Raw genomic sequence first — 23,990 nt, forward strand, 5'->3', positions numbered from 1 at the left:
CCAACCGCGACGCCACCACCAACGGTCTTTGACAACCGGTTGCTCGATTTAGACTGCAACCTCGCAACCGCCCAAAGCCCTTTACAGCGCGGTCTCAAGACCGCGCCCAAATTCTTTACTGCTGCGCGAGCGTGGCTTGATCCACGCGTACGCCGACACCCATCGTGCTCGACAGAGCGATCTTGCGCAGGTACACGCCCTTACTCGTGGCCGGCTTGGCCTTTTGCAGCGCGTCGACCAGTGCTGCCAGGTTTTGACGCAGCGAAGCAGGTTCGAACGATGCACGACCGATCGTGCCATGAATAATACCGGCCTTGTCGACGCGGAACTGAACTTGACCAGCCTTCGCGTTACGCACAGCTTGCGCGACGTCCGGCGTGACCGTACCGACCTTCGGGTTCGGCATCAGGCCGCGGGGGCCGAGGATCTGGCCCAACGTACCGACGACGCGCATCGTGTCCGGCGAAGCGATCACGACGTCGAAATTCAGATTACCAGCCTTAACTTGCTCGGCCAGGTCTTCCATACCCACGATGTCTGCGCCCGCTGCACGTGCTTGCTCGGCCTTTTCGCCTTGCGCGAACACAGCAACACGAACCGACTTGCCCGTGCCTGCCGGCAGAACGACCGAACCGCGAACCACTTGGTCCGACTTCTTCGCGTCGATGCCGAGTTGGACTGCGACGTCGATCGACTCGTCGAACTTGGCGCTCGCGCATTCCTTCACGAGAGCCAATGCGTCGTCGATCGGGTACAGCTTCTGGCGATCAACCTTGCTTGCGAATGCCTGAAGGCGCTTAGAAAGCTTAGCCATTTACACGCCCTCCACAGTGATGCCCATCGAACGGGCGCTGCCGGCGATCGTGCGCACGGCGGCGTCAAGATCAGCTGCCGTAAGATCCGGCATCTTGGTCTTCGCGATTTCTTCCGCTTGAGCGCGGGTGATGTTGCCAACCTTATCGGTGTGCGGCTTTGCCGAACCCTTATCGACTTTGGCTGCCTTCTTGATCAGAACGGTAGCGGGCGGCGTCTTCATGATGAACGTGAAGCTCTTGTCCGCGAATGCCGTAATCACGACCGGCACCGGCAGACCCGGCTCCATGCCCTGAGTCTGCGCGTTAAACGCCTTGCAGAACTCCATGATGTTCAGGCCACGCTGGCCCAGTGCCGGACCGACCGGCGGCGACGGGTTGGCTTTACCTGCAGGAATCTGCAGTTTGATAAAGCCGATGATTTTCTTTGCCATTTTGAAAACCTCTGCTGAACGCGGAAACGTTCGATGAGTGATAGCGCGCGTTCAACAACGATGCCTACTGACGCTCCTCAACAGCCATTACGCGGACTGTAAGCGCAAAATCGCGCGAGAACCCAAAGGCCTCACGCGATAAAACTTTTTAAACCTTTTCGACCTGACCGAACTCGAGTTCGACCGGCGTCGAGCGCCCAAAAATCGTGACAGACACACGGACTCGGGACTTTTCGTAGTTCACTTCTTCGACGTTGCCGTTGAAGTCGGTGAAAGGACCTTCCTTCACTCGAACCATCTCGCCAACTTCGAACAACGTCTTGGGCCTAGGCTTTTCGACGCCTTCCTGCATCTGCGACATGATCTTTTCGACTTCACGCGGCGAGATGGGACTCGGACGATTGCGCGCTCCACCAACAAAGCCGGTGACCTTCGCAGTGTTCTTCACCAGGTGCCAGGTTTCGTCCGTCATCTCCATTTCCACCAGGACGTAACCGGGGAAGAAACGACGCTCAGTAACCGACTTGTGACCGCCCTTGACCTCAACCACCTCTTCGGTCGGGACGAGAATTTGACCGAACTGATCTTGCATGCCTGCTCGGTCGATACGCTCCTGAAGCGCACGTTGCACGCTCTTCTCCATTCCGGAGTAGGCGTGCACCACATACCAACGTTTTCCGCTCGGGGATGCCGGAGTATCGCTCATATCATTTCCAACCCAGAATCGCCGAGAAAATCACCCATTCGATCGACTTATCGCTAAGCCAAAGGAAGATGGCCATGATTAAAACAAACGCGAAAACCACGAGGGTCGTTTGCGTTGCTTCCTTGCGGGTGGGCCAGACAACCTTGCGGACTTCCTTATAGGAGTCTTTCGCGAAGGCGATGAAGCCCTTGCCCGGCGTCGAGAGGAGGCCGACTGCGACACCCGCGATGACACCAACAGCCAGCGCTGCGCCGCGGACGTACCACTCTTGGCCTGACAGCCAGAAGAAACCCACGAACCCGGCCAAGACCAACAATACGCCCGCCACCAACATCAACTTGTCGCCGGAAGTATTTACAGTTTCGACGGAAGGATTCGCCATAACACCTTAAGCAGCGCCACTTGGCGCAATAATTTGGCAGGGGCAGAGGGAATCGAACCCCCAACCTTCGGTTTTGGAGACCGACGCTCTGCCAGTTGAGCTATACCCCTAAACCATTTGGGGTCGACGGTTTCGCCGACCCCGAAAACTACAGACTACCGAGAGATTTCTGGCTCTTACTCGATAATCTTGGCAACCACACCTGCGCCGACGGTACGACCGCCTTCGCGGATAGCGAAGCGCAGACCTTCTTCCATGGCGATCGGTGCAATCAGCTTCACCGTGATCGACACGTTGTCGCCCGGCATCACCATTTCCTTGTCCTTCGGCAGCTCGATCGAGCCCGTCACGTCCGTCGTACGGAAGTAGAACTGCGGACGGTAGTTGTTGAAGAACGGCGTGTGGCGGCCGCCTTCGTCCTTGCTCAACACGTACACTTCAGCCGTGAAGTGCGTGTGCGGCGTGATCGAACCCGGCTTGGCCAGAACCTGGCCACGCTCCACGTCTTCACGCTTCGTGCCGCGCAACAGGATACCGACGTTGTCGCCCGCTTGACCTTGGTCCAGCAGCTTGCGGAACATTTCCACGCCCGTGCAAGTCGTCTTCACCGTCGGCTTGATACCGACGATTTCGATTTCCTCGCCAACCTTCACCACGCCGCGCTCCACGCGACCCGTCACCACCGTGCCGCGACCCGAGATCGAGAACACATCTTCCACCGGCATCAGGAAGGCGCCGTCCACTGCGCGCTCCGGCGTCGGGATGTACGTGTCCAGCGCGTCGGCCAGATTCATGATCGCCACTTCGCCCAGCTCGCCCGTGTCGCCTTCCAGCGCCAGCTTGGCCGAACCCTTGATGATCGGCGTGTCGTCGCCCGGGAAGTCGTACTTCGACAGAAGCTCGCGCACTTCCATTTCGACGAGTTCGAGCAGCTCGGCGTCGTCCACCATGTCGCACTTGTTCAGGAACACGATGATGTAAGGCACGCCGACCTGACGCGCCAGCAGGATGTGCTCACGCGTTTGCGGCATCGGGCCGTCAGCGGCCGAGCACACCAGGATTGCGCCGTCCATCTGCGCTGCGCCCGTGATCATGTTCTTCACATAGTCAGCGTGGCCCGGGCAATCGACGTGTGCGTAGTGGCGGTTAGCCGTTTCGTACTCGACGTGCGCGGTGTTGATGGTGATACCACGTGCCTTTTCTTCCGGCGCTGCATCGATCTGGTCGTATGCCTTCGCTTCGCCGCCGAACTTCTTGGTCAGCACCGTCGTGATCGCTGCCGTCAGCGTGGTCTTGCCGTGGTCAACGTGACCGATCGTGCCCACGTTCACGTGCGGCTTGGTCCGCTCGAATTTACCTTTGGCCATTTTCGACTCCTAACAGGATTTTCGCACCTTGCGCCACGCGCAACTTACTAGACTAATACTTCTGGTGCCCATGGGCAGGATCGAACTGCCGACCTCTCCCTTACCAAGGGAGTGCTCTACCACTGAGCCACATGGGCACTACAAACCGACACTGGAGCGGGTGAAGGGAATCGAACCCTCGTCATAAGCTTGGAAGGCTTCTGCTCTACCATTGAGCTACACCCGCTTGGGCTGGATTCCCTACCGCTTAAATTCTGGTGGAGGAGGTTGGATTCGAACCAACGTAGGCGTAAGCCAACAGATTTACAGTCTGCCCCCTTTAGCCACTCGGGCACCCCTCCGCAGAGAACTATCGATTATGGGGAAGAAACACGGTGTTGTCAAGCTTTCCGCGCGACCCGCATTAACTGAGGCTCTCACTTATAGTTGAAAGCGAAACGCAAAAACCCCACCTGTTTGGGGGTGGGGTTTTTGTTGCTGCATAAGGAGCCTGACGATTACCTACTTTCACACGGGAGATCCGCACTATCATCGGCGTGGAGTCGTTTCACGGTCCTGTTCGGGATGGGAAGGGGTGGTACCAACTCGCTGTGGTCATCAGGCATGACTTGTTGTCGTGCGCCGGTTGGGCACACAACCAATCCGGGAAGAAGCAGTAAATGTTGGGTGGCGATTGTCGCACACGCATAACTCGCCAGTGGTTCAAACACACTGGTTATAGGATCAAGCCTTACGGGCAATTAGTATCAGTTAGCTCAATGCATTACTGCACTTACACACCTGACCTATCAACGTCCTGGTCTAGAACGACCCTTCAAGGGGCTCGAAGCCCCGGGGATATCTCATCTTAAGGCGAGTTTCCCGCTTAGATGCTTTCAGCGGTTATCTCTTCCGAACATAGCTACCCGGCGATGCCACTGGCGTGACAACCGGTACACCAGAGGTTCGTCCACCCGGTCCTCCGTACTAGGAGCAGCCCCTTCAAATATCCAACGCCCACGGCAGATAGGGACCAAACTGTCTCACGACGTTTTAAACCCAGCTCACGTACCTCTTTAAATGGCGAACAGCCATACCCTTGGGACCGGCTACAGCCCCAGGATGAGATGAGCCGACATCGAGGTGCCAAACACCGCCGTCGATATGAACTCTTGGGCGGTATCAGCCTGTTATCCCCAGAGTACCTTTTATCCGTTGAGCGATGGCCCTTCCATACAGAACCACCGGATCACTATGACCTGCTTTCGCACCTGCTCGACTTGTCGGTCTCGCAGTTAAGCACGCTTATGCCATTGCACTATCAGCACGATTTCCGACCGTACCTAGCGTACCTTCGTACTCCTCCGTTACACTTTGGGAGGAGACCGCCCCAGTCAAACTGCCTACCATGCACTGTCCCCGATCCAGATCATGGACCAAGGTTAGAACCTCAAACAAACCAGGGTGGTATTTCAAGGACGGCTCCACCGAAACTAGCGTTCCGGTTTCATAGCCTCCCACCTATCCTACACAGATCGGTTCAAAGTCCAATGCAAAGCTACAGTAAGGTTCATGGGGTCTTTCCGTCTAGCCGCGGGGAGATTGCATCATCACAAACACTTCAACTTCGCTGAGTCTCGGGAGGAGACAGTGTGGCCATCGTTACGCCATTCGTGCAGGTCGGAACTTACCCGACAAGGAATTTCGCTACCTTAGGACCGTTATAGTTACGGCCGCCGTTTACCGGGACTTCAATCAAGAGCTTGCACCCCATCATTTAATCTTCCGGCACCGGGCAGGCGTCACACCCTATACGTCCACTTTCGTGTTTGCAGAGTGCTGTGTTTTATTAAACAGTCGCAGCCACCAGTTTATTGCAACCTCTTCACCCTTCCAGCGCAGGCTGGTTAAGCTACAGAGGCGTACCTTATCCCGAAGTTACGGTACCAATTTGCCGAGTTCCTTCTCCCGAGTTCTCTCAAGCGCCTTAGAATACTCATCTCGCCCACCTGTGTCGGTTTGCGGTACGGTCACTATTAGACTGAAGCTTAGAGGCTTTTCTTGGAACCACTTCCAATTGCTTCGCTTCCGAGGAAGCTCGCGCCACACCCTTGAATTATGTGCCCGGATTTGCCTGAGCACCTTCTCCAATGCAGCGACCGGGACGTCCAACACCCGGACAACCTTCCGCGATCCGTCCCCCCATCGCATCTAACAATGGTGCAGGAATATTGACCTGCTTCCCATCAGCTACGCATTTCTGCCTCGCCTTAGGGGCCGACTCACCCTACGCCGATGAACGTTGCGTAGGAAACCTTGGCTTACGGCGAGGGGCTTTTCACCCCTTTATCGCTACTCATGTCAGCATTCGCACTTCCGATACCTCCAGCACGCTTTTTCAACGCACCTTCGCAGGCTTACGGAACGCTCTCCTACCATGCATATAAATATGCATCCGCAGCTTCGGTGACTGGCTTGAGCCCCGTTACATCTTCCGCGCAGGACGACTCGATCAGTGAGCTATTACGCTTTCTTTAAAGGGTGGCTGCTTCTAAGCCAACCTCCTGACTGTTTTTGCCTTCCCACTTCTGTTTCCCACTTAGCCAATCTTTGGGACCTTAGCTGGCGGTCTGGGTTGTTCCTCTTGACACCGGACGTTAGCACCCGATGTCTGTCTCCCGTGATTGCACTCTTCGGTATTCGGAGTTTGCTATGGCGTAGTAATCCGCAATGGACCCCACAACCATGACAGTGCTCTACCCCGAAGGTGATACACGAGGCACTACCTAAATAGTTTTCGGAGAGAACCAGCTATTTCCAAGTTTGTTTAGCCTTTCACCCCTATCCACAGCTCATCCCCTAACTTTTTCAACGTTAGTGGGTTCGGTCCTCCAGTACGTGTTACCGCACCTTCAACCTGGCCATGGATAGATCACTTGGTTTCGGGTCTACGCCCAGCAACTGATCGCCCTATTCGGACTCGCTTTCGCTACGCCTGCCTTAATCAGTTAAGCTCGCTACTGAACGTAAGTCGCTGACCCATTATACAAAGGTACGCCGTCACCCCTTGCGAGGCTCCGACTGTTTGTATGCATGCGGTTTCAGGATCTATTTCACTCCCTCCCGGGGTTCTTTTCGCCTTTCCCTCACGGTACTGGTTCACTATCGGTCGATCACGAGTATTTAGCCTTGGAGGATGGTCCCCCATCTTCAGACAGGATTTCACGTGTCCCGCCCTACTTGTCGTACCCCTAGTTCTTCCACGCTGTTTTCGCTTACAGGGCTATCACCTGCTATGGCCGCACTTTCCAGAGCGTTCAGCTAACAACACAGATAAAGAGTACAGGCTGATCCCATTTCGCTCGCCACTACTCTGGGAATCTCGGTTGATTTCTTTTCCTGCGGTTACTTAGATGTTTCAGTTCACCGCGTTCGCTTCACTAAGCCTATGGATTCAGCTTAGGATGACCCATTCGGGCCGGGTTTCCCCATTCGGATATCGGTGGATCAAAGCTCGTTTGCCAGCTCCCCACCGCTTTTCGCAGGCTACCGCGTCCTTCATCGCCTGTGATCGCCAAGGCATCCACCACATGCACTTGTTCGCTTGACCCTATAACGAGTGTGTCTGCCAGCATTGCTGCCTTCAAGCCCACCGTCATAGGTTGAGTATTCGCGTTGTGCCGTATTCCAGCAATCTTTCGATCACCTTTTCATACTTGATACAATCACAACCCTGATTACCCTACTCACACCCATCTCTAAGTGCTTTCGAATAATCTCTTTACTACTTCTTCCAGATTGTTAAAGAACGACAGCCGATAGCGTGATCAATTCGATCACCTACCCGCGCTGACTGGCTCAATCGCCAATGCGCAACGTTGAACCCCGCGTTCAGCGCTGTGCATTGAGGATTGGTGGAGGATGACGGGATCGAACCGACGACCCCCTGCTTGCAAAGCAGGTGCTCTCCCAGCTGAGCTAATCCCCCGTGTGTGCCTGACTCAGTCTGCTCGCTTGGTCGTTTTAAGCACCGCTTGCTCGGGTGGTGGGTCTGGTTGGATTCGAACCAACGACCCCCGCCTTATCAAGACGGTGCTCTAACCGACTGAGCTACAGACCCTTAGCCTGTCTTTCTGACAGCCGATAAGCGTGAACACTTGAGTGGGCGAGCGTTTAAGCTCGAGAAAGGAGGTGATCCAGCCGCACCTTCCGATACGGCTACCTTGTTACGACTTCACCCCAGTCATGAATCCTACCGTGGTGACCGTCCTCCTTGCGGTTAGACTAGCCACTTCTGGTAAAACCCACTCCCATGGTGTGACGGGCGGTGTGTACAAGACCCGGGAACGTATTCACCGCGGCATGCTGATCCGCGATTACTAGCGATTCCAGCTTCACGCAGTCGAGTTGCAGACTGCGATCCGACTACGATCGGTTTTCTGGGATTGGCTCCACCTCGCGGCTTGGCAACCCTCTGTTCCGACCATTGTATGACGTGTGAAGCCCTACCCATAAGGGCCATGAGGACTTGACGTCATCCCCACCTTCCTCCGGTTTGTCACCGGCAGTCTCCCTAGAGTGCTCTTGCGTAGCAACTAAGGACAAGGGTTGCGCTCGTTGCGGGACTTAACCCAACATCTCACGACACGAGCTGACGACAGCCATGCAGCACCTGTGCGACGATTCTCTTCGAGCACCCCAGGCTCTCACCCGGGTTTCGTCCATGTCAAGGGTAGGTAAGGTTTTTCGCGTTGCATCGAATTAATCCACATCATCCACCGCTTGTGCGGGTCCCCGTCAATTCCTTTGAGTTTTAATCTTGCGACCGTACTCCCCAGGCGGTCAACTTCACGCGTTAGCTACGTTACTAAGGAAATGAATCCCCAACAACTAGTTGACATCGTTTAGGGCGTGGACTACCAGGGTATCTAATCCTGTTTGCTCCCCACGCTTTCGTGCATGAGCGTCAGTATTGGCCCAGGGGCTGCCTTCGCCATCGGTATTCCTCCACATCTCTACGCATTTCACTGCTACACGTGGAATTCTACCCCCTCTGCCATACTCTAGCCTGCCAGTCACCAATGCAGTTCCCAGGTTAAGCCCGGGGATTTCACATCGGTCTTAACAGACCGCCTGCGCACGCTTTACGCCCAGTAATTCCGATTAACGCTCGCACCCTACGTATTACCGCGGCTGCTGGCACGTAGTTAGCCGGTGCTTATTCTTCCGGTACCGTCATCCACACCCGGTATTAACAGGTAGGTTTTCTTTCCGGACAAAAAGTGCTTTACAACCCTAAGGCCTTCTTCACACACGCGGCATTGCTGGATCAGGGTTGCCCCATTGTCCAAAAATTCCCCACTGCTGCCTCCCGTAGGAGTCTGGGCCGTGTCTCAGTCCCAGTGTGGCTGGTCGTCCTCTCAGACCAGCTACAGATCGTCGCCTTGGTAGGCCTTTACCCCACCAACTAGCTAATCTGCCATCGGCCGTTCCTATAGCGCGAGGTCCCGAAGGATCCCCGCTTTCTTCCGTAGATCGTATGCGGTATTAATCCGGCTTTCGCCGGGCTATCCCCCACTACAGGACACGTTCCGATGTATTACTCACCCGTTCGCCACTCGCCACCAGGGTTGCCCCCGTGCTGCCGTTCGACTTGCATGTGTAAGGCATGCCGCCAGCGTTCAATCTGAGCCAGGATCAAACTCTTCAGTTCAATTCCTGTTACTGTTTTCGGTTGTTTTACCAACCGGTCGCTCACTCAACGTACTGACGATGATTAATCCGTCTTTCGACAGATAAACCTTCCTCTAATACTGTGTGAGACTTGATAACTTTCGCTAAACATCCCAACCCCGAAAGGTCAGAACCGCTCGCGCCATCAAGTGCCCACACTTATCGGCTGTTAGTTTTTAAAGAGCACATTCGCCAAGACTGCCTGCCAAGCGCGCCAAGCATTTTGCTCAGCACCGCTTCGTCTTGCGTCGCTGCATCTGCAGCAGAGAAACGAGATTATGAGGAATCTTTTTCTCGTTGTCAACAGCTTATTTCCGCTTTCGCATCAAAATCTGCCGACTTCGAGGCCGCCTGTTTCGCTGGCGGCTCCCGTCTTGCGACGAGGAGCGAAATATTAGGCGATGCGAACGCCAATGGCAAGACAGCGAGCCAACTTTTTTTGAAGCACCTCAATGCGCCGCTTTTGCCTGCCCAAACACCATGTCGAAGGGAACGGCTGCGGCCATCGCTGCGTAGCCGGCATCGCTTGGATGGATGTGGTCGCCGCTATCGAAACGCCGTTGCAGGACGTTCGGGCGCGCCGGATCGCGAAGCGCTTGATCGAAATCGATCACGCCATCGAACGCATGGCTCGAACGGATCGACGCGTTCACCGCCGTCCGGATGGCCTCGCGTTCCGGCGGCAGCGCTGCGGGCGTGAGCGTCGCGCCGTAGATCTTGATGCCGCGCTGATGCGCCTGCGCGATCAGCCGCTGGTATCCGCGCACCAGCGCGTCGGCGTTGACTTCCGTGTGCGGCGCGTCGCAGTCAAGTCCAGCGTGCGCGGGCATCGCCGCAAAGTTGATGTCGTTGATGCCGATCAACACGATGATCGCCCGCACGCCCGGCTGGCGCAGCGCGTCGCGCTCGAAACGGCTGACGAGCGCCTCTCCATAGCACGGCGAATTGCTGAGGAGCCGATTGCCGCTGATGCCCGCGTTCACTATCGCCGCCTGACCGCCACTTTTCTGCGCGACCTGTCTGGCGAGCACATCCGGCCAGCTTCGGTTGGCATTCAGCGTCGAGCGCATGCCGTCCGTGATTGAATCGCCGATTGCCACCACCGTCTGCGCGGACAGATGCTCGACCGACACATTCGTCAGCCACGCGTATTGGGTAAAGCGCGTGCGAAACGCATCGGCGGAAGCGTCGTTTGCGTGATTGCCGGGCGACGAAACGTAATTCACCTGGCTCGAGACCCGATGCCACGCCACGAGTTTCTGGTCCTTACCCATGAATGTGCTCACAGCGAGTGGCTGGAACGCGGTGACATCGAACGCTATGGGATCGCTGGTCGCCTGGCCGCCTGGCGGAACGGTTACCGCGTTGTGTCCACCGAACGCCACTGGCTTCGCGCTACCCGCGCGGATGGCCGGACTGCTGCCGCTGACGGCATTCGAGACGCTCATCGATTCGATGACAAGCGGCTCCGTTCCATACAGATTGCTGACGCGCAGCCGAAGTCGTTTCCCGTCGAGTTGCGGATAGATCAACTGCCGAACCGTCCGCCCGCCCACTTCAGGTGCCCGGTACAGCGGCGGCAGATTGGCTAATTGGGGAATGGACTGCAAAACAGTGCCCCAGGCGCTGACCCAATGTTCGTTGGCCGCGGCGTCGGCGGATTCGGCGGCGAACGTCTGCGGCGCGAAGGCGAATTGCGCGGCAAGCGCGGCCGCGCACAGCGAGGCAATGATTCTGAATTTCATTCGGCGATGGCGTTCCGACGAGCGCTCGATTGTGACAAAACGTGGATTGTGCCTGATCGACCGCGCCCAATTCGCCTTCAAAACTCGAAAGGTGCGACCGGCGCGAGTGAAATGGCATCAAAATGCTGCCAGTTCACTTTGCGGCCGGCAGCCGCTGGCCCGCACATCAAAAGACAACAATGCAATCTAAAAGCACGCCTCACGCCGACACTCCGCCAATCCTGCACTGGGAAGAGGACGGCGAAGAACGCTCCGCCCGCTGGCGTTCGGAAAGTAGCAACCCGGCGCCAAAGCGCATTGTCATTGGCGACGACCAGATGACGGCCGACAACGCGTATCGCCTTGCTTGCGAAGGAACCGGCATTCTTTGGCGCGGAGATTATCAGAACGCGCGGCAGTTGCTTCAGGCGATGGCGCGCCGTATCGACAACAAGCCGCGCAAGCCGAAAAAGGCGGCGGCGGAGAGGGAAAAAGCGGCGGCTGCTTCGCCGGTCGATACCTTCAATCTGCATCGTCTGGCGCAGTCGCAACGTGCGCGAACGCTGGCGATGCTGCTTCTGCCGCTAGACAAGCAGTATGCGATTCCGCTGCGCCGCGCGCCGAATGTACAGGAAGCGTGCGAAGAAGCGTACGGCGCGGCTCGTGACGCGTCGGTGGTTTCGTTGCGGGAAGTGCTCGGGCTGGTCGGCGCGCACGAGTGGCGCAAGAAAGGCGTGGATGTCGCGGCGGTGGGCGGGAAAATTCATCCCTATTACGGCGTTTTCTCGCCTGTGCGCGGCGAATATATCAACCTCGTTGCCAATCAGCCGCTTCCGTCGACTTCGCTGGCCTTCGATATCGGCACCGGTACGGGCGTTTTGGCGGCGGTGCTTGCACGGCGCGGCGTCGAACGAATCGTCGCGACGGACCTCGATCCGCGTGCGTTGGCTTGTGCACGCGAGAACATCGGGCAGCTCGGGCTGAATCGCCAAGTGAATGTGGTCGAAGCGAATCTCTTTCCTGAAGGACGCGCGCCGCTCGTCGTGTGCAATCCGCCGTGGCTGCCCGCGCGGCCGAGTTCGGCGATCGAGCACGCGATCTACGATCCCGAAAGCCGCATGCTGCGCGGTTTTCTCGATGGCCTCGCCGCGCATCTCACGCCCGGCGGCGAAGGCTGGCTGATTCTGTCCGATTTCGCCGAGCATCTCGGGCTGCGCACGCGCGCGCAGTTGCAGGAGTGGATCGACGCGGCGAAATTGAAAGTGGATGGCCGCATCGATATTCGGCCGCAGCATCCGCGTGCATTCGATAAAACCGATCCGCTGTATGCGGCGCGCTCGAAGGAAGTGACTTCGTTGTGGCGCTTGGTGGCGGCCTGAGCGCGCTTCAGCCGCGCGACGCCAGCCACGCGAGCGCGCCTTCCCCAGCCACGAGCCCGCTCGCAAAACACGCCGTCAATAAATAACCGCCTGTCGGCGCTTCCCAGTCGAGCATTTCGCCCGCGCAGAAGACGCCGGGCAGCGCGGTAAGCATCGAGCGCTCGTCGAGCGCTTCGAACGCCACGCCGCCCGCGCTGCTGATCGCCTCGGCGATCGGACGCGGGCGTAAAACGCGCAACGGCAGCGCCTTGATGCGTGCGGCGAGCGTTTCGGGATCGCCGAATTCCGCCTTTGTCAGACATTCCCGCAGCAATCCCGCTTTCACGCCGGTCAGATGCAGGCGGCTTTGCAAATGACTCGACAGCGAGCGCGCGCCACGTGGATGCAGCACCTCCGCACGCACCCGCTCGGCGGAAAGCTGCGGAACGAGATCGAGCAGAATGGTCGATGCTCCGCCGTCGTTTTCGGCGAGCCGATTGCGGATTGACGCCGACAGCGCGTAAATCAGACTTCCTTCGATACCGTGGTCCGTAATCAGCGCTTCGCCTGTGCGCCAGTCGAGCCGGCCGTCCGCGCGCGTCACACCGATCGCCACCGCCTTGAGCGGTTCGCCCGCGAAGCGGCTTTGGAAATGCGGCGACCAGTCGGTATCGAAACCGCAATTGGACGGCACGAAAGGCCGCACTGGCACACCGCGCGCGGCGAGATGCGCGATTGCGCCGCCATCCGAGCCGAGTTGCGGCCAGCTCGCGCCTCCCGCTGCGAGAATCAGCGCGTCGTGACGAATGCACTTTTCCCCGTCGGGCGTCGCGAAGCGCGAGATCGAGGCGCCGTCGTCGGTGAAACCGAGCCATCGATGCCGCATATGCTGCGTCACGCCGGACGCGCGCAGCCGATGCAGCCAGGCCCGCAGCATCGGCGCGGCCTTCATGTCGCGCGGAAAGACGCGGCCGGAACTGCCGACGAACGTTTCCACGCCAAGGCCGTGCACCCATTGGCGAAGCGCGTCGGCATCGAAGCGCGCGAGGAGCGGCGCGATTTCGGCACTGCGCGCGCCGTAGCGGCCTAGAAACGCGTCGGCGGCTTCGGAGTGCGTCAGATTCATGCCGCCCTTGCCCGCCATCAGGAATTTGCGGCCGACCGATGGCATCGCGTCGAAGACATCCACGCGCGCGCTGCCCGCCGCGAGCGCCTCGGCGGCCATGAGCCCGGCCGGTCCGCCACCGACGACCGCGACGTTCACCGTTTCGATGTTTTCTGCTGACGCCATGCTGAATGGAAAAAGAGAAAGAGCCGCGATTGTCGCATCCGCGCCGATGAAACTTGCAGCCTGAAAAGCCCGCCGGCGCGCGTAAGTCATTAAATAACAAAAAAGAATTTGGTCGCGGCAAGCCCTGCCAGTAGCATCGCGCGATTCGCTGCATCAACACTTTTTCACTTTCCGCCTGCTTATGTCCGTCTCACTCGCGTCCGAACGCGCTTCCGCTCCGGCCGCCGCCGATGCGCGCCCCGTCATCCGCAGCGCCGCCGATGTCTCCAGCCTCGTCAATCGTGGCGCCGCCATCGGCAGCGACGCGCGCGTGGTCGTCGCCATCGCGCTCGGCGGCATTTTCCTCGATGCCTACGATCTCGGCGCGCTCGCGTTCGGCATCAAGGACATCGCCCGTGAGTTCTCGCTAAGCCCGACGGGAACCGGTTTCGTCGCATCGGCGATCACGTTCGGCGCGATCATCGGCGCATTTCTCGGCGGCTATCTCACCGACAAGATCGGCCGATACCGCGTCTTCATGGCGGACATGTTCTTCTTCGTGATCGCGGCCATTGCCTGCGCGTTCGCGCCCAACGCGTGGGTGCTCGGCGGCGCGCGCTTCGTGATGGGGCTGGGCGTTGGCATCGATCTTCCGGTGGCAATGGCCTTTCTCGCCGAATTTTCGCGTCTGCAAGGCCGTGGCAACAAGGCCGCGCGCGTCGCCATGTGGTGTCCCACCTGGTACGCCGCGATCAGCGTGTCCTATCTGCTGGTGCTCGGTTTGTACGCGGTGCTGCCGGCGCATCACGCAGGCTTGCTGTGGCGGCTGATTCTCGGCTTCGGCGCTGTGCCGGCCATTCTCATCATCGCAATTCGCAGCCGTTACATGAGCGAGTCGCCCGTATGGGCCGCGAATCAGGGCGATCTCAAGGGCGCCGCCGAGATTCTCAAACGTTCGTATGGCGTCGAGGTTCGCGTCGAAGCGGCTGCGTCGACCGTTCCAAAGGCGCGCAAGGCGACGTGGAGCAACTACGGCGCGCTTCTGCGTGGCGTGTATTTACGCAGGACCGTGCTCGCGACCGTCATTGCGATTGCATCGTCCTTCGCCTACAACGCGGTCGCGTTCGGCTTGCCGGTGATCATTTCGAGCTTCCTCGCGCAGTCGATGCTCACCACGATTCTCGCCTCGCTCGCGCTCAATCTGCTGTTCGCGTTCACGGGCGGCCTGTTCTCCGTGCGCACCGTGCCAAAGTACGGCGCGTGGAATCTGACCGTGATCGGCTACGCGTTTCAGTTGGTGGCGCTCGTCGGGCTCGCTGTCGTCGGCAAGCCGGCAACCGGTGCGCAGGTGGCGATCGCGATCGCGCTGCTCGCCGCGTTCTTGCTCGGCCAGGGCGTCGGACCGGGCTCGCACAGCATGACGTTTGCGTCGCTGAGTTATCCGACGTCATTGCGCGGCGTGGGCGTCGGCTTCAATCAGACGTTGATGCGCGCTAGTTCCACCGTGTCCCTATTCCTGTTTCCGGTGCTGTCGGCGGCGTTGGGCACAAAGGTGTTCTGGATCATCGCGGTTGCGCCGCTTCTCGGCTTGATCGCGCTGTTCGCGGTGCACTGGGAACCGTCCGGCTACGACGTCGATGCCGAGGATTTCGCCGCCAGCGGCACGCGATAAGGCGTCTCTCGGCTAGAACGGCGTGGCCTCGCGGTCGCGCCGTTCGCGCTTCTGAAATGGTTTGCCGAAGCGCGCCAGCCCACAGCCGGTCGCAAATCGATTCGCGTAGACTGATTGCTGCTCGTCCGAGCGGCAAAACGCGAGTCCTTCTGGCAAATCCACAACAATGACCACGATCCACGTCACCAATGGCGACAGCGCGGCCCTGTCTCTCACCGAAGCGCTTCGACTAGCCGACCGTCCAGACCGTGTCATCCCTCTGCGCGACGATCTCGCGGTCGGCCCGCTCAGAGACGTCGACGACACTTCACTCACGCGCGCAGCGTTTTGGCGTCAAGTGCTCAACAGCACGAATGAATTCGAGGACGAACTCGAAGCGCAGCAGGCGCTCTTGACACGCCTCGTGCGCGGCGACGCGCAGATTGTCGTGTGGCACGGACAGAGCGCGGCCGACCAGCTCACCTTGCGGCGCGTCGCCTACCATCTGCGCAACGTGCCGCAACGTCTTAACGAGGCGAAGCTCAACTACGACGACCTGTCGATCGAAGCATCCGACGCGCATTCAGATCCGCTCCGGCGTGCCGATCGCGCAACCGCTGTCGGCATGTTTTCACCTGGACAGTTGCTAAAGAAGTTGCCGAGCGCCGCGCCGATTTCGGTGCTGCGCATTAGCCGGCTGGCGCTCGAATGGCAGGAGGCGAAGCATGCGAGCGCGGAGACACGTCGGCTGCGCGACAACATGCTGGTTTCGGGAAGCTGGTTCGACGTCGACGAAGCCCTGCTCGACCTAGCCAGCCCCGAATGGCAGCCCGCGCGGCGGATCGCCGGTGGCGCAATGGCGCGCCGCTTCGATTTCCTTCTCAGCGATTCGATCGCTTTCTGGCGATGCCGCGAACTCGTCACGGCGGGCCGGCTTAAAATACGCGGCACGCCGTCGGATATCGTGCAGGCCGAATTGCGGCGCTAAAACCGACAAGAACGCATCTTCCGACCCATGGCCCGAACCAAAGCGCCCGATCACGAGACGCAACGCGAACAGATTCTGGAGCTTGCCGCCGCGAAATTCGCGCAGACGAGTTACCCCAGCACGTCGATGGCCGACTTGGCCGCCGCGAGCGGCACGTCGAAAGCGCGCCTCTATCATTATTACGAGAGCAAGGAAGCGATTCTTTTCGATCTGCTCGACCGCTACACCAAGCGGCTGATGCTGATCATCGCGGAAGTGGAAGCCGCGAGCCAGCGACGCGGACTGGGCGAGCGCGAGGCTTTCGCCGAACTGGTGCGGGCGTTCCTTGCCGAATACGAGACCTCTCATAGCCGGCACGTCGCGCTATTGAACGACGTCAAATATCTGGAAGACGTGCAGCGCGAGATCGTTCTGGATCGCCAGCGGGATATCGTCGCTGCGTTCGCGCGGCAACTGGCGCGCGCGTATCCGAAGCGCGTAACGAGAGAAAATCAAACCGCGCTGACCATGATGGTTTTCGGCATGATCAACTGGACTTTCACGTGGCTCAAACCGGGCGGCAGGCTCGGATATCGTGAGTTCGGCGAGCAAGTCGTCGCGATGATCGAAAATGGCCTGAACACCGACGCCTGAGCGATATTGCGTCGCAGCATGAAGCTGTTGCACGCTGACACATTCTATAAGACATTGATTTCTTTAGATTACAAACGTTTTCCGTAGCTATTTAGAACGTCTCCTCCAGCTTTGATTAAGGGTTTTCCCGTACCCGCTTTCCTCGATTGGGCTAAAATCGTTTTTGCTGTGCAACATGCCCGCATCACCGAGGAGAATCATCGTGGAATTGAACATCGACCGCACTGCCGCGCAGATAGTCGCTAGCGATCCGCTGCTTGCATCCGCGAGTCTGCCGGTTCTGGTCCGCGAGTTGTCGTCGGCTGATCGCGAACGGCTGCAGACACACTTCCTCGCGCTCGACGAAGACGACCGACTGCTGCGTTTCGGGCAAATCGTGCCGGATCACGTCATCGAGAATTACGTTCGCAACATCAACTTTGCTAACGACACCGTTTTCGGCGTATTCGACAACGCGCTGCAGTTGATCGGCGTCGGCCATCTGGCCTATCTTCCGGTCGATGGCGAAAAGCGCACCGCCGAATTCGGCGTCTCAGTTCTCGAAAGCGCGCGTGGCCGCGGCATCGGCACCAAAATGTTCGAGCGCGCCGCCATGCGCAGCCGCAATTCGAAAGTCTCGCAGCTCTACATGCATTGTTTGTCGCGCAACAAGACCATGATGCACATCGCCCGGAAATCGGGGATGAAGATCGAATACGCGTATGGCGAAGCGGACGCGTATCTCTCGCTCGCGCCCGCCGATCAAGGCAGCATCATGGCCGAGATGCTTCAGGAACAGGCCGCCGTCTTCGATTACGCGATCAAACGGCAGGCACATCGGGCGTCAAAGGTTTTTCAGGCGTTCATGCCTGCGGCAACCGTGGCCTGAATCGCAGTCCACGTATCTCACCAAAGAAAGGGCGGCTCTGACCGCCCTTTTTTCATTTCAACGCAACGGCAGCGCCGTCGTGTCCTTGATTCGTTCGAGCGAGAAACTCGAACGCACGTCGATCACCGAAGGATGGTGCAGCAGCCGTTCCTGCATGAAGCGCGAAAAGTGCTCCATGTCGCGTACCTGAACGCGCAGCAGAAAGTCCATTTCGCCAGTCATCGCGTCGCACGCGACGACTTCGTCCCACGCGCGCACCGCGTCGCGAAACAGATCGGCATGCGTTGGCGGATTCTGCGACCCGGCCGCGAGTGGAACGCCGCCGCGTTTTTCCAGTCGCACGTTGATGTAGGCGAGCAGCCCAAGCCCGAGCTTTTTCGCGTCGAGCAGCGCGACGTAGCCGCGAATCACGCCAAGTTCTTCCAGGCGCCGAATGCGCCGCAAGCACGGACTCGGTGACAAACTGACTCTATCCGCGATTTCCTGATTCGAAAGCCGGCCGTTTTCCTGAAGAATCGCGAGAATCTTCCTGTCGATAGTGTCGAGTTCTATTTCGGGCACGTTCTGGCTCGTTTGAAGCGTGAGACGGCAGGTTGTTGCGCAATCTTAGAAACACGCGATTTGTTTCGCAAGCTTTTGCTTCTCCAGCTTGACTAGACTGTCTCGATATCGAAACGAACATCAGGAGACACGCGCATGACCGCATCGACTTGGGAAAATCCCGTTGGCACCGACGGCTTCGAATTCATCGAATACACCGCGCCCGATCCCGTCGCGCTCGGCAAACTGTTCGAGCAAATGGGTTTCACCGCCATTGCGCGGCACCGTCACAAGGACGTGACGCTTTACCGGCAAGGCGAAATCAATTTCATCGTCAATGCAGAGCCGGATTCGTTCGCGCAGCGCTTTGCGCGCCTGCACGGCCCGTCGATTTGCGCCATTGCATTCCGCGTCGCCGATGCCGCTCAAGCCTACAAACGCGCGCTGGACTTGGGCGCGTGGGGCTTCGACAACAAGAACGGCCCGATGGAATTGAACATTCCGGCGATCAAGGGAATCGGCGATTCGCTGATCTACTTCGTCGATCGCTGGCGCGGCAAGAACGGCGCGCAGCCGGGCAGCATCGGCGACATCAGCATTTACGACGTCGATTTCGAGCCGATTCCCGGCGCTTCGCCGAATCCGGTTGGCAACGGCCTCACGTATATCGATCACCTCACGCATAACGTGCATCGCGGCCGGATGGTCGAATGGGCCGAGTTTTACGAGCGGCTTTTCAATTTCCGCGAAGCGCGTTATTTCGACATCGAAGGAAAAGTGACGGCTGTCAAGTCCAAGGCGATGAGCTCGCCCTGCGGCAAGATCCGTATTCCGATCAACGAAGAAGGTTCGGAAAATGCCGGCCAGATTCAGGAATATCTGGACGCGTATCGCGGCGAAGGCATTCAGCACATCGCGCTCGGGACGGACGACATCTACAACACGGTCGACGGCCTTCGCGCGTCGAAAATCGCGCTTCTCGATACCATCGACACTTACTATGAACTCGTGGACCGGCGCGTGCCGGACCACGGCGAATCGGTCGCGGAACTAAAGAAGCGCAAGATTTTGATCGACGGTGTGCACGACGAAATCCTGCTGCAAATCTTCACCGAGAACCAGATCGGGCCGATTTTCTTCGAGATCATTCAGCGCAAGGGCAATCAGGGCTTCGGTGAAGGCAACTTCAAGGCGCTGTTCGAATCGATCGAACTGGATCAGATGCGCCGTGGCGTGCTGAAAGACACGACCGCCAACTAGTAACCAGCGTAAGCGCTAAAAGAAGAAGGGACATGACCTTTCAGGTTCATGTCCCTTCTTCTTTTCCGCGGTTCGTTCGACAGCGCCGAACCGCGAAGAATAGAGCGATTGGCTTTATGCGGCCGTGTCGTCGCTGCGTTCGGATTCACGGCGCATGCCGGCGCCGGTCTGTGCCGACGGCACGCGGACTTGCGAAACTCGCGAAACGGGCGATGCCGCGTTTTGCGGCGCATTCGCACGCGCACCGCCAATCGGTGCGTTGATAGCGAAAAAGGCCGCCGAGACCATTAAAAAGCTCTGGATGTGACGTTGCTTCATTTTTTATTGACTCCCTCTGACTGCGATTTACGGCACTTGCAACGACCGCCGCATTCCTTCCGGAATGGCGCGCATTCCCCACAAGCGCTCATTTAGACATGCGTCCGCGCATGGGTTCCGCGATTCGGTCGAACTTGCACGCCGTAACAAAACTGTCCTGAATCGCCCACTTGCGGCAACGTTTTAATGCAAAGCGCGAGTAAGTGCGTATTTTTCAACGGGTTAGTACCACTGTCTGAAATCCGTGAGCATCGGCAAACTGGGAAGTCCCGGCCTGAGCGTTCACAAGACGCTGCGGCCCGGAACATGCTTTGGTGATCCCAAACTCGGGTGGAGGAGTACACAGAATGAACGCCCCGCTAGACGCAGAACAAAGAGCTTCGCTAGAAGCCGCACTCAAATCCGTCACGCTAGACGACAAATACACGCTGGAACGCGGCCGCGCCTATATGAGCGGCATCCAGGCGCTGGTGCGTCTGCCGATGCTGCAGCAAGAGCGCGACAAAGCCGCTGGCCTTAACACCGCTGGATTCATTTCCGGTTATCGCGGGTCGCCGCTCGGCGGACTCGACCAGTCGCTCTGGAAGGCGAAAAAGCATCTCGCCGGACATCAGGTCGTGTTTCAGCCCGGCGTCAACGAAGACCTCGCGGCCACCGCCGTTTGGGGCTCGCAACAGGTCAACCTGTACCCGAGCGCCAAATACGACGGCGTCTTCTCGATGTGGTATGGCAAGGGTCCGGGCGTCGACCGCACCGGCGATGTCTTCAAACACGGCAATTCGGCTGGTTCGGCGACGCACGGCGGCGTGCTCGTGCTCGCTGGTGACGACCACGCCGCGAAGTCATCGACGCTCGCGCATCAATCCGAACACATTTTCAAGGCGTGCGGCCTGCCGGTTCTGTTTCCGTCGAACGTGCAGGAATATCTCGACTTCGGCCTGCACGGCTGGGCGATGAGCCGCTACTCCGGCCTCTGGGTCGCGATGAAATGCGTGACCGACGTGGTGGAATCGTCGGCGTCGGTGGATATCGATCCGCATCGCACGAAGATCGTGATTCCGACCGATTTCGCCATGCCCGACGGCGGCCTGAACATTCGCTGGCCCGATCCGCCGCTCGTGCAGGAAGCGCGTCTGCTCGACTACAAGTGGTACGCCGCGCTCGCCTACGTGCGCGCGAACAAGCTGGACCGCGTGGAAATCGATTCGCCCAACGCACGCTTCGGCATCATGACGGCGGGCAAGGCGTATCTCGACGTGCGTCAGGCGTTGACCGATCTCGGTCTCGACGACGCCACCTGCGCGCAAATCGGCATTCGTCTCTATAAGGTCGGCTGCGTGTGGCCGCTCGAAGCGCAAGGCGCGCACGAATTCGCGCGCGGTCTCGACGAGATTCTGGTGGTCGAGGAAAAACGCCAGATTCTCGAATACGCGATCAAGGAAGAGTTGTACAACTGGCCCGATGCGCAACGTCCGCGCGTCTTCGGCAAGTTCGACGAGAAAGACGGTGCAGGCGGCGAATGGTCCGTGCCGATGGGCAACTGGCTGCTGCCCGCGCACTACGAACTCTCGCCGGCGATCATCGCGAAGGCCATTGCGACGCGTCTCGACAAGTTCGATCTGCCCGCCGATGTACGCGCGGGCATCGCGGCGCGCATTGCCGTGATCGAGGCGAAAGAGAAAGCGCTCGCGCGTCCGCGTGTGGAAGTGGAGCGCAAGCCGTGGTTCTGCTCGGGCTGTCCGCACAACACGTCGACGAACGTGCCTGAAGGCTCGCGCGCGATGGCGGGAATCGGCTGCCACTACATGACGGTGTGGATGGACCGCAGCACGAGCACGTTCAGTCAGATGGGCGGCGAAGGCGTCGCGTGGGTCGGCCAGGCGCCATTCACGAACGACAAGCATGTCTTCGCCAATCTCGGCGACGGCACCTACTTCCACTCCGGCCTGCTCGCCATTCGCGCGGCGATCGCGGCGAAGGTGAACATCACCTACAAGATTCTTTATAACGACGCCGTCGCGATGACCGGCGGCCAACCCGTCGACGGCGTGCTGACCGTGCCGCAGATCACGCATCAGCTCGCGGCGGAAGGCGCGGCGCGCATCGTCATCGTCACGGATCAGCCCGAGAAGTACACGCCGAGCACGGGACTCGCGCCGGGCATCGACGTGCATCATCGCGATGAACTCGACGACATTCAGCGGCAACTACGCGAGATTCCCGGCACGTCCATCCTGATCTACGACCAAACCTGCGCGACCGAAAAGCGCCGCCGCAGAAAACGCGGCGCGTTTCCCGATCCGGCGAAGCGCGTGGTGATCAACGAAGCGGTCTGCGAAGGTTGCGGCGACTGTTCGGTGAAGTCGAACTGCCTTTCGGTCGAACCGCTCGATACCGAGTACGGCACGAAGCGGCAGATCAATCAGTCGAGCTGCAACAAGGACTATTCGTGTCTGAACGGCTTTTGCCCGAGTTTCGTCACGGTCGAAGGCGGTCAGTTGAAGAAGCCGAAGGCGACGACTGTCGAAGCCGGCGGCATGCCGGCCCTGCCCGCGCCTGACCTGCCGGATATCGGCCGGCCATATGGCGTGCTGGTGACGGGCGTCGGCGGCACGGGCGTCGTGACCATCGGCGCGCTGCTTGGCATGGCGGCGCATCTGGAGCAGAAAGGCGTGACCGTGCTCGACGTCACCGGCCTCGCGCAGAAAGGCGGCGCGGTGATGAGCCACGTGCAGATCGCCAACCGTCCGGGCGATATTCACGCAACGCGCATTGCCATGGGCGAGGCGGATCTCGTCATCGGTTGCGATGCGATCGTCACCGCCAGCGACGAATGCGGCTCGCGCATGCAGCCGGATCACACGCGCGTGGTCGTGAACAGCGCGCAGACGCCGACCGCTGCGTTCATCAAGGACCCGAACTGGCGCTTTCCCGGCGCGAGCGCGGAAGCCGATATCCGTGCGGCGGCGGGCGAACATGTCGCGCTCGTCGATGCCAACCGCTTCGCCGTCGCGCTGATGGGCGACGCCATCTACACGAATCCGTTCGTGCTCGGCTACGCATGGCAAAAAGGCTGGGTGCCGTTGCGGCATGAATCGCTCGTGCGCGCGATCGAATTGAACGCCGTACAGGTCGAAAAGAATCTGGCCGCGTTCGAATGGGGCCGTCGCGCCGCGCACGATCTCGACTCGCTACGCAAGCTGACCGAAGCGCAACGCGGCAGCGCACCGGAAGGCGCGGGCAAGATCATCGCGCTGCACACGCCGAAGGCGCTCGACGCGCTCATCGACAAGCGCCTCGACTATCTTGCGAAGTATCAGAACACCGCGTATGCAACGCGTTATGGCCGACTCGTCGCGTCGGTGCGTGCCGCCGAGGCGGAACTCGGCGTCGGCGATGGCCAGTATCAATTGACCGAAGCCGTCGCGAAGAATCTGCACAAGCTGATGGCGTACAAGGACGAGTACGAAGTCGCGCGTCTCTATGCGGACCCCGCTTTTCTCGACAAGGTGAAGAACAGTTTCGAAGGCGACTGGAAGATCAAGTTCCATCTCGCGCCGCCGAGCATGTCGAAGAAGGACCAGCACGGCCATCTGGTGAAAAAGCAATATGGCCCGTGGATGATGTCCGCCATGCGCGGGCTCGCGAAGCTCAAGTTTCTGCGCGGCACGGCGCTCGATCCGTTCGGCAGAATCGAGGAGCGGAAGATGGAGCGCGCGCTGATCGTGGAATACGAGGCGCTGGTGAAGGAGCTGATCGGTGGATTGACGCCGCAGAAGCTGGCGCTTGCCATCGAACTGGCGAATCTGCCGGATTCGATGCGCGGTTACGGCCACGTGAAGGACAACAACGTGAAGGCGGCGCGGATCAAGTGGAATGCGCTGCTGACGCGGTGGAGAAACAACGAGGGCGGTCAGGCGCGACAGGTAGCGTAAGGCCTGGGTTACGCGCTGTTTGAAACAGAAGG

The 23,990-nt window shown here is 59.1% G+C and carries 16 protein-coding genes, 6 tRNA genes and 3 rRNA genes; 7 read left to right on the forward strand and 18 right to left on the reverse strand.

From position 1 onward, the window contains the following. Positions 1-115: 115 nt before the first annotated feature. From rplA to LDZ28_RS12665, 15 genes are all read right to left on the reverse strand, one after another. Complete coding sequence (gene rplA, locus LDZ28_RS12595) at positions 116-814, reverse strand: 50S ribosomal protein L1 (protein ID WP_244826442.1); 699 nt, start codon at positions 812-814, stop codon at positions 116-118. Then, positions 815-1,246, reverse strand: a complete 432-nt coding sequence (gene rplK, locus LDZ28_RS12600; RefSeq protein WP_244826443.1) for a 50S ribosomal protein L11 — start codon at positions 1,244-1,246, stop codon at positions 815-817. Positions 1,247-1,394: 148 nt separating this feature from the next. Beyond that, the gene (nusG, locus tag LDZ28_RS12605) at positions 1,395-1,952 is read right to left on the reverse strand and encodes a transcription termination/antitermination protein NusG (protein WP_244826444.1); all 558 of its coding nucleotides are present in this window, start codon (positions 1,950-1,952) and stop codon (positions 1,395-1,397) included. A 1-nt stretch (position 1,953) separates the two neighbouring features. Further along, positions 1,954-2,334 carry a preprotein translocase subunit SecE gene (gene secE, locus LDZ28_RS12610; RefSeq protein WP_244826445.1) on the reverse strand — a complete coding sequence of 127 codons (381 nt, stop codon included), beginning with the start codon at positions 2,332-2,334 and terminating at the stop codon, positions 1,954-1,956. Between the two features lie 34 nt (positions 2,335-2,368). Next, positions 2,369-2,444, reverse strand: a tRNA-Trp gene (locus LDZ28_RS12615). Between the two features lie 66 nt (positions 2,445-2,510). Beyond that, positions 2,511-3,701, reverse strand: coding sequence for an elongation factor Tu (gene tuf, locus LDZ28_RS12620; RefSeq protein WP_090541958.1), 1,191 nt, complete (start codon positions 3,699-3,701; stop codon positions 2,511-2,513). Between the two features lie 62 nt (positions 3,702-3,763). Continuing rightward, positions 3,764-3,838: transfer RNA gene (locus LDZ28_RS12625), tRNA-Thr, on the reverse strand. A gap of 15 nt (positions 3,839-3,853) precedes the next feature. Next, positions 3,854-3,927, reverse strand: a tRNA-Gly gene (locus tag LDZ28_RS12630). 29 nt (positions 3,928-3,956) lie between these two features. Next, a tRNA-Tyr gene (locus LDZ28_RS12635) sits at positions 3,957-4,042 on the reverse strand. Positions 4,043-4,189: 147 nt separating this feature from the next. Further along, a 5S ribosomal RNA gene (gene rrf, locus LDZ28_RS12640) occupies positions 4,190-4,303 on the reverse strand. Between the two features lie 117 nt (positions 4,304-4,420). Beyond that, positions 4,421-7,290: ribosomal RNA gene (locus LDZ28_RS12645) — 23S ribosomal RNA — on the reverse strand. 302 nt (positions 7,291-7,592) lie between these two features. After that, a tRNA-Ala gene (locus tag LDZ28_RS12650) sits at positions 7,593-7,668 on the reverse strand. A 55-nt stretch (positions 7,669-7,723) separates the two neighbouring features. Further along, a tRNA-Ile gene (locus LDZ28_RS12655) sits at positions 7,724-7,800 on the reverse strand. Positions 7,801-7,864: 64 nt separating this feature from the next. Continuing rightward, positions 7,865-9,393, reverse strand: a 16S ribosomal RNA gene (locus LDZ28_RS12660). Together the 16S, 23S and 5S rRNA genes with 5 tRNA genes alongside form the textbook arrangement of a ribosomal RNA operon. 469 nt (positions 9,394-9,862) lie before the next feature. Further along, positions 9,863-11,158, reverse strand: a complete 1,296-nt coding sequence (locus tag LDZ28_RS12665) for an SGNH/GDSL hydrolase family protein (protein WP_244826446.1) — start codon at positions 11,156-11,158, stop codon at positions 9,863-9,865. Between the two features lie 179 nt (positions 11,159-11,337). Between LDZ28_RS12665 and LDZ28_RS12670 the strand changes: the two genes are divergently transcribed. Next, a complete protein-coding gene (locus tag LDZ28_RS12670) occupies positions 11,338-12,516 on the forward strand; it encodes a class I SAM-dependent methyltransferase (protein WP_244826447.1) in 1,179 nt (392 codons plus the stop codon). 7 nt (positions 12,517-12,523) lie between these two features. On the opposite strand, the gene LDZ28_RS12675 is transcribed toward LDZ28_RS12670, so the two are convergent. Continuing rightward, complete coding sequence (locus tag LDZ28_RS12675) at positions 12,524-13,786, reverse strand: TIGR03862 family flavoprotein (protein ID WP_244826448.1); 1,263 nt, start codon at positions 13,784-13,786, stop codon at positions 12,524-12,526. Between the two features lie 181 nt (positions 13,787-13,967). Here LDZ28_RS12675 and LDZ28_RS12680 point away from each other — a divergent pair, with 181 nt between their 5' ends. The 4 genes from LDZ28_RS12680 to LDZ28_RS12695 all read left to right on the forward strand — a co-directional run bounded on the left by LDZ28_RS12680 (position 13,968) and on the right by LDZ28_RS12695 (position 17,905). Further along, positions 13,968-15,437 carry an MFS transporter gene (locus LDZ28_RS12680; RefSeq protein ID WP_244826449.1) on the forward strand — a complete coding sequence of 490 codons (1,470 nt, stop codon included), beginning with the start codon at positions 13,968-13,970 and terminating at the stop codon, positions 15,435-15,437. Positions 15,438-15,603: 166 nt separating this feature from the next. Then, positions 15,604-16,404: a DUF1835 domain-containing protein gene (locus LDZ28_RS12685; RefSeq protein ID WP_244826450.1), complete on the forward strand. Its 801-nt coding sequence runs from the start codon at positions 15,604-15,606 to the stop codon at positions 16,402-16,404. 27 nt (positions 16,405-16,431) lie between these two features. Further along, the gene (locus LDZ28_RS12690) at positions 16,432-17,037 is read left to right on the forward strand and encodes a TetR/AcrR family transcriptional regulator (protein ID WP_244826451.1); all 606 of its coding nucleotides are present in this window, start codon (positions 16,432-16,434) and stop codon (positions 17,035-17,037) included. Positions 17,038-17,212: 175 nt separating this feature from the next. Beyond that, positions 17,213-17,905, forward strand: coding sequence for a GNAT family N-acetyltransferase (locus LDZ28_RS12695; RefSeq protein WP_370652041.1), 693 nt, complete (start codon positions 17,213-17,215; stop codon positions 17,903-17,905). Between the two features lie 57 nt (positions 17,906-17,962). On the opposite strand, the gene LDZ28_RS12700 is transcribed toward LDZ28_RS12695, so the two are convergent. Continuing rightward, a complete protein-coding gene (locus LDZ28_RS12700) occupies positions 17,963-18,466 on the reverse strand; it encodes an Lrp/AsnC family transcriptional regulator (protein WP_244826453.1) in 504 nt (167 codons plus the stop codon). 135 nt (positions 18,467-18,601) lie between these two features. Between LDZ28_RS12700 and hppD the strand changes: the two genes are divergently transcribed. Then, positions 18,602-19,705: a 4-hydroxyphenylpyruvate dioxygenase gene (gene hppD / locus LDZ28_RS12705; RefSeq protein WP_244826454.1), complete on the forward strand. Its 1,104-nt coding sequence runs from the start codon at positions 18,602-18,604 to the stop codon at positions 19,703-19,705. 114 nt (positions 19,706-19,819) lie between these two features. Here the strand turns inward: hppD and LDZ28_RS12710 are convergent, their stop codons facing one another. After that, positions 19,820-20,023 carry a hypothetical protein gene (locus LDZ28_RS12710; RefSeq protein ID WP_244826455.1) on the reverse strand — a complete coding sequence of 68 codons (204 nt, stop codon included), beginning with the start codon at positions 20,021-20,023 and terminating at the stop codon, positions 19,820-19,822. 347 nt (positions 20,024-20,370) lie between these two features. On the opposite strand from LDZ28_RS12710, the gene LDZ28_RS12715 reads away from it, so the two are divergent. Continuing rightward, positions 20,371-23,958 (forward strand): indolepyruvate ferredoxin oxidoreductase family protein, encoded by a 3,588-nt coding sequence (locus LDZ28_RS12715; protein ID WP_244826456.1) that lies wholly within the window; start codon positions 20,371-20,373, stop codon positions 23,956-23,958. Positions 23,959-23,990 lie beyond the last annotated feature (32 nt).

Source organism: Caballeronia sp. TF1N1, from assembly GCF_022878925.1.
GTDB lineage: Bacteria > Pseudomonadota > Gammaproteobacteria > Burkholderiales > Burkholderiaceae > Caballeronia.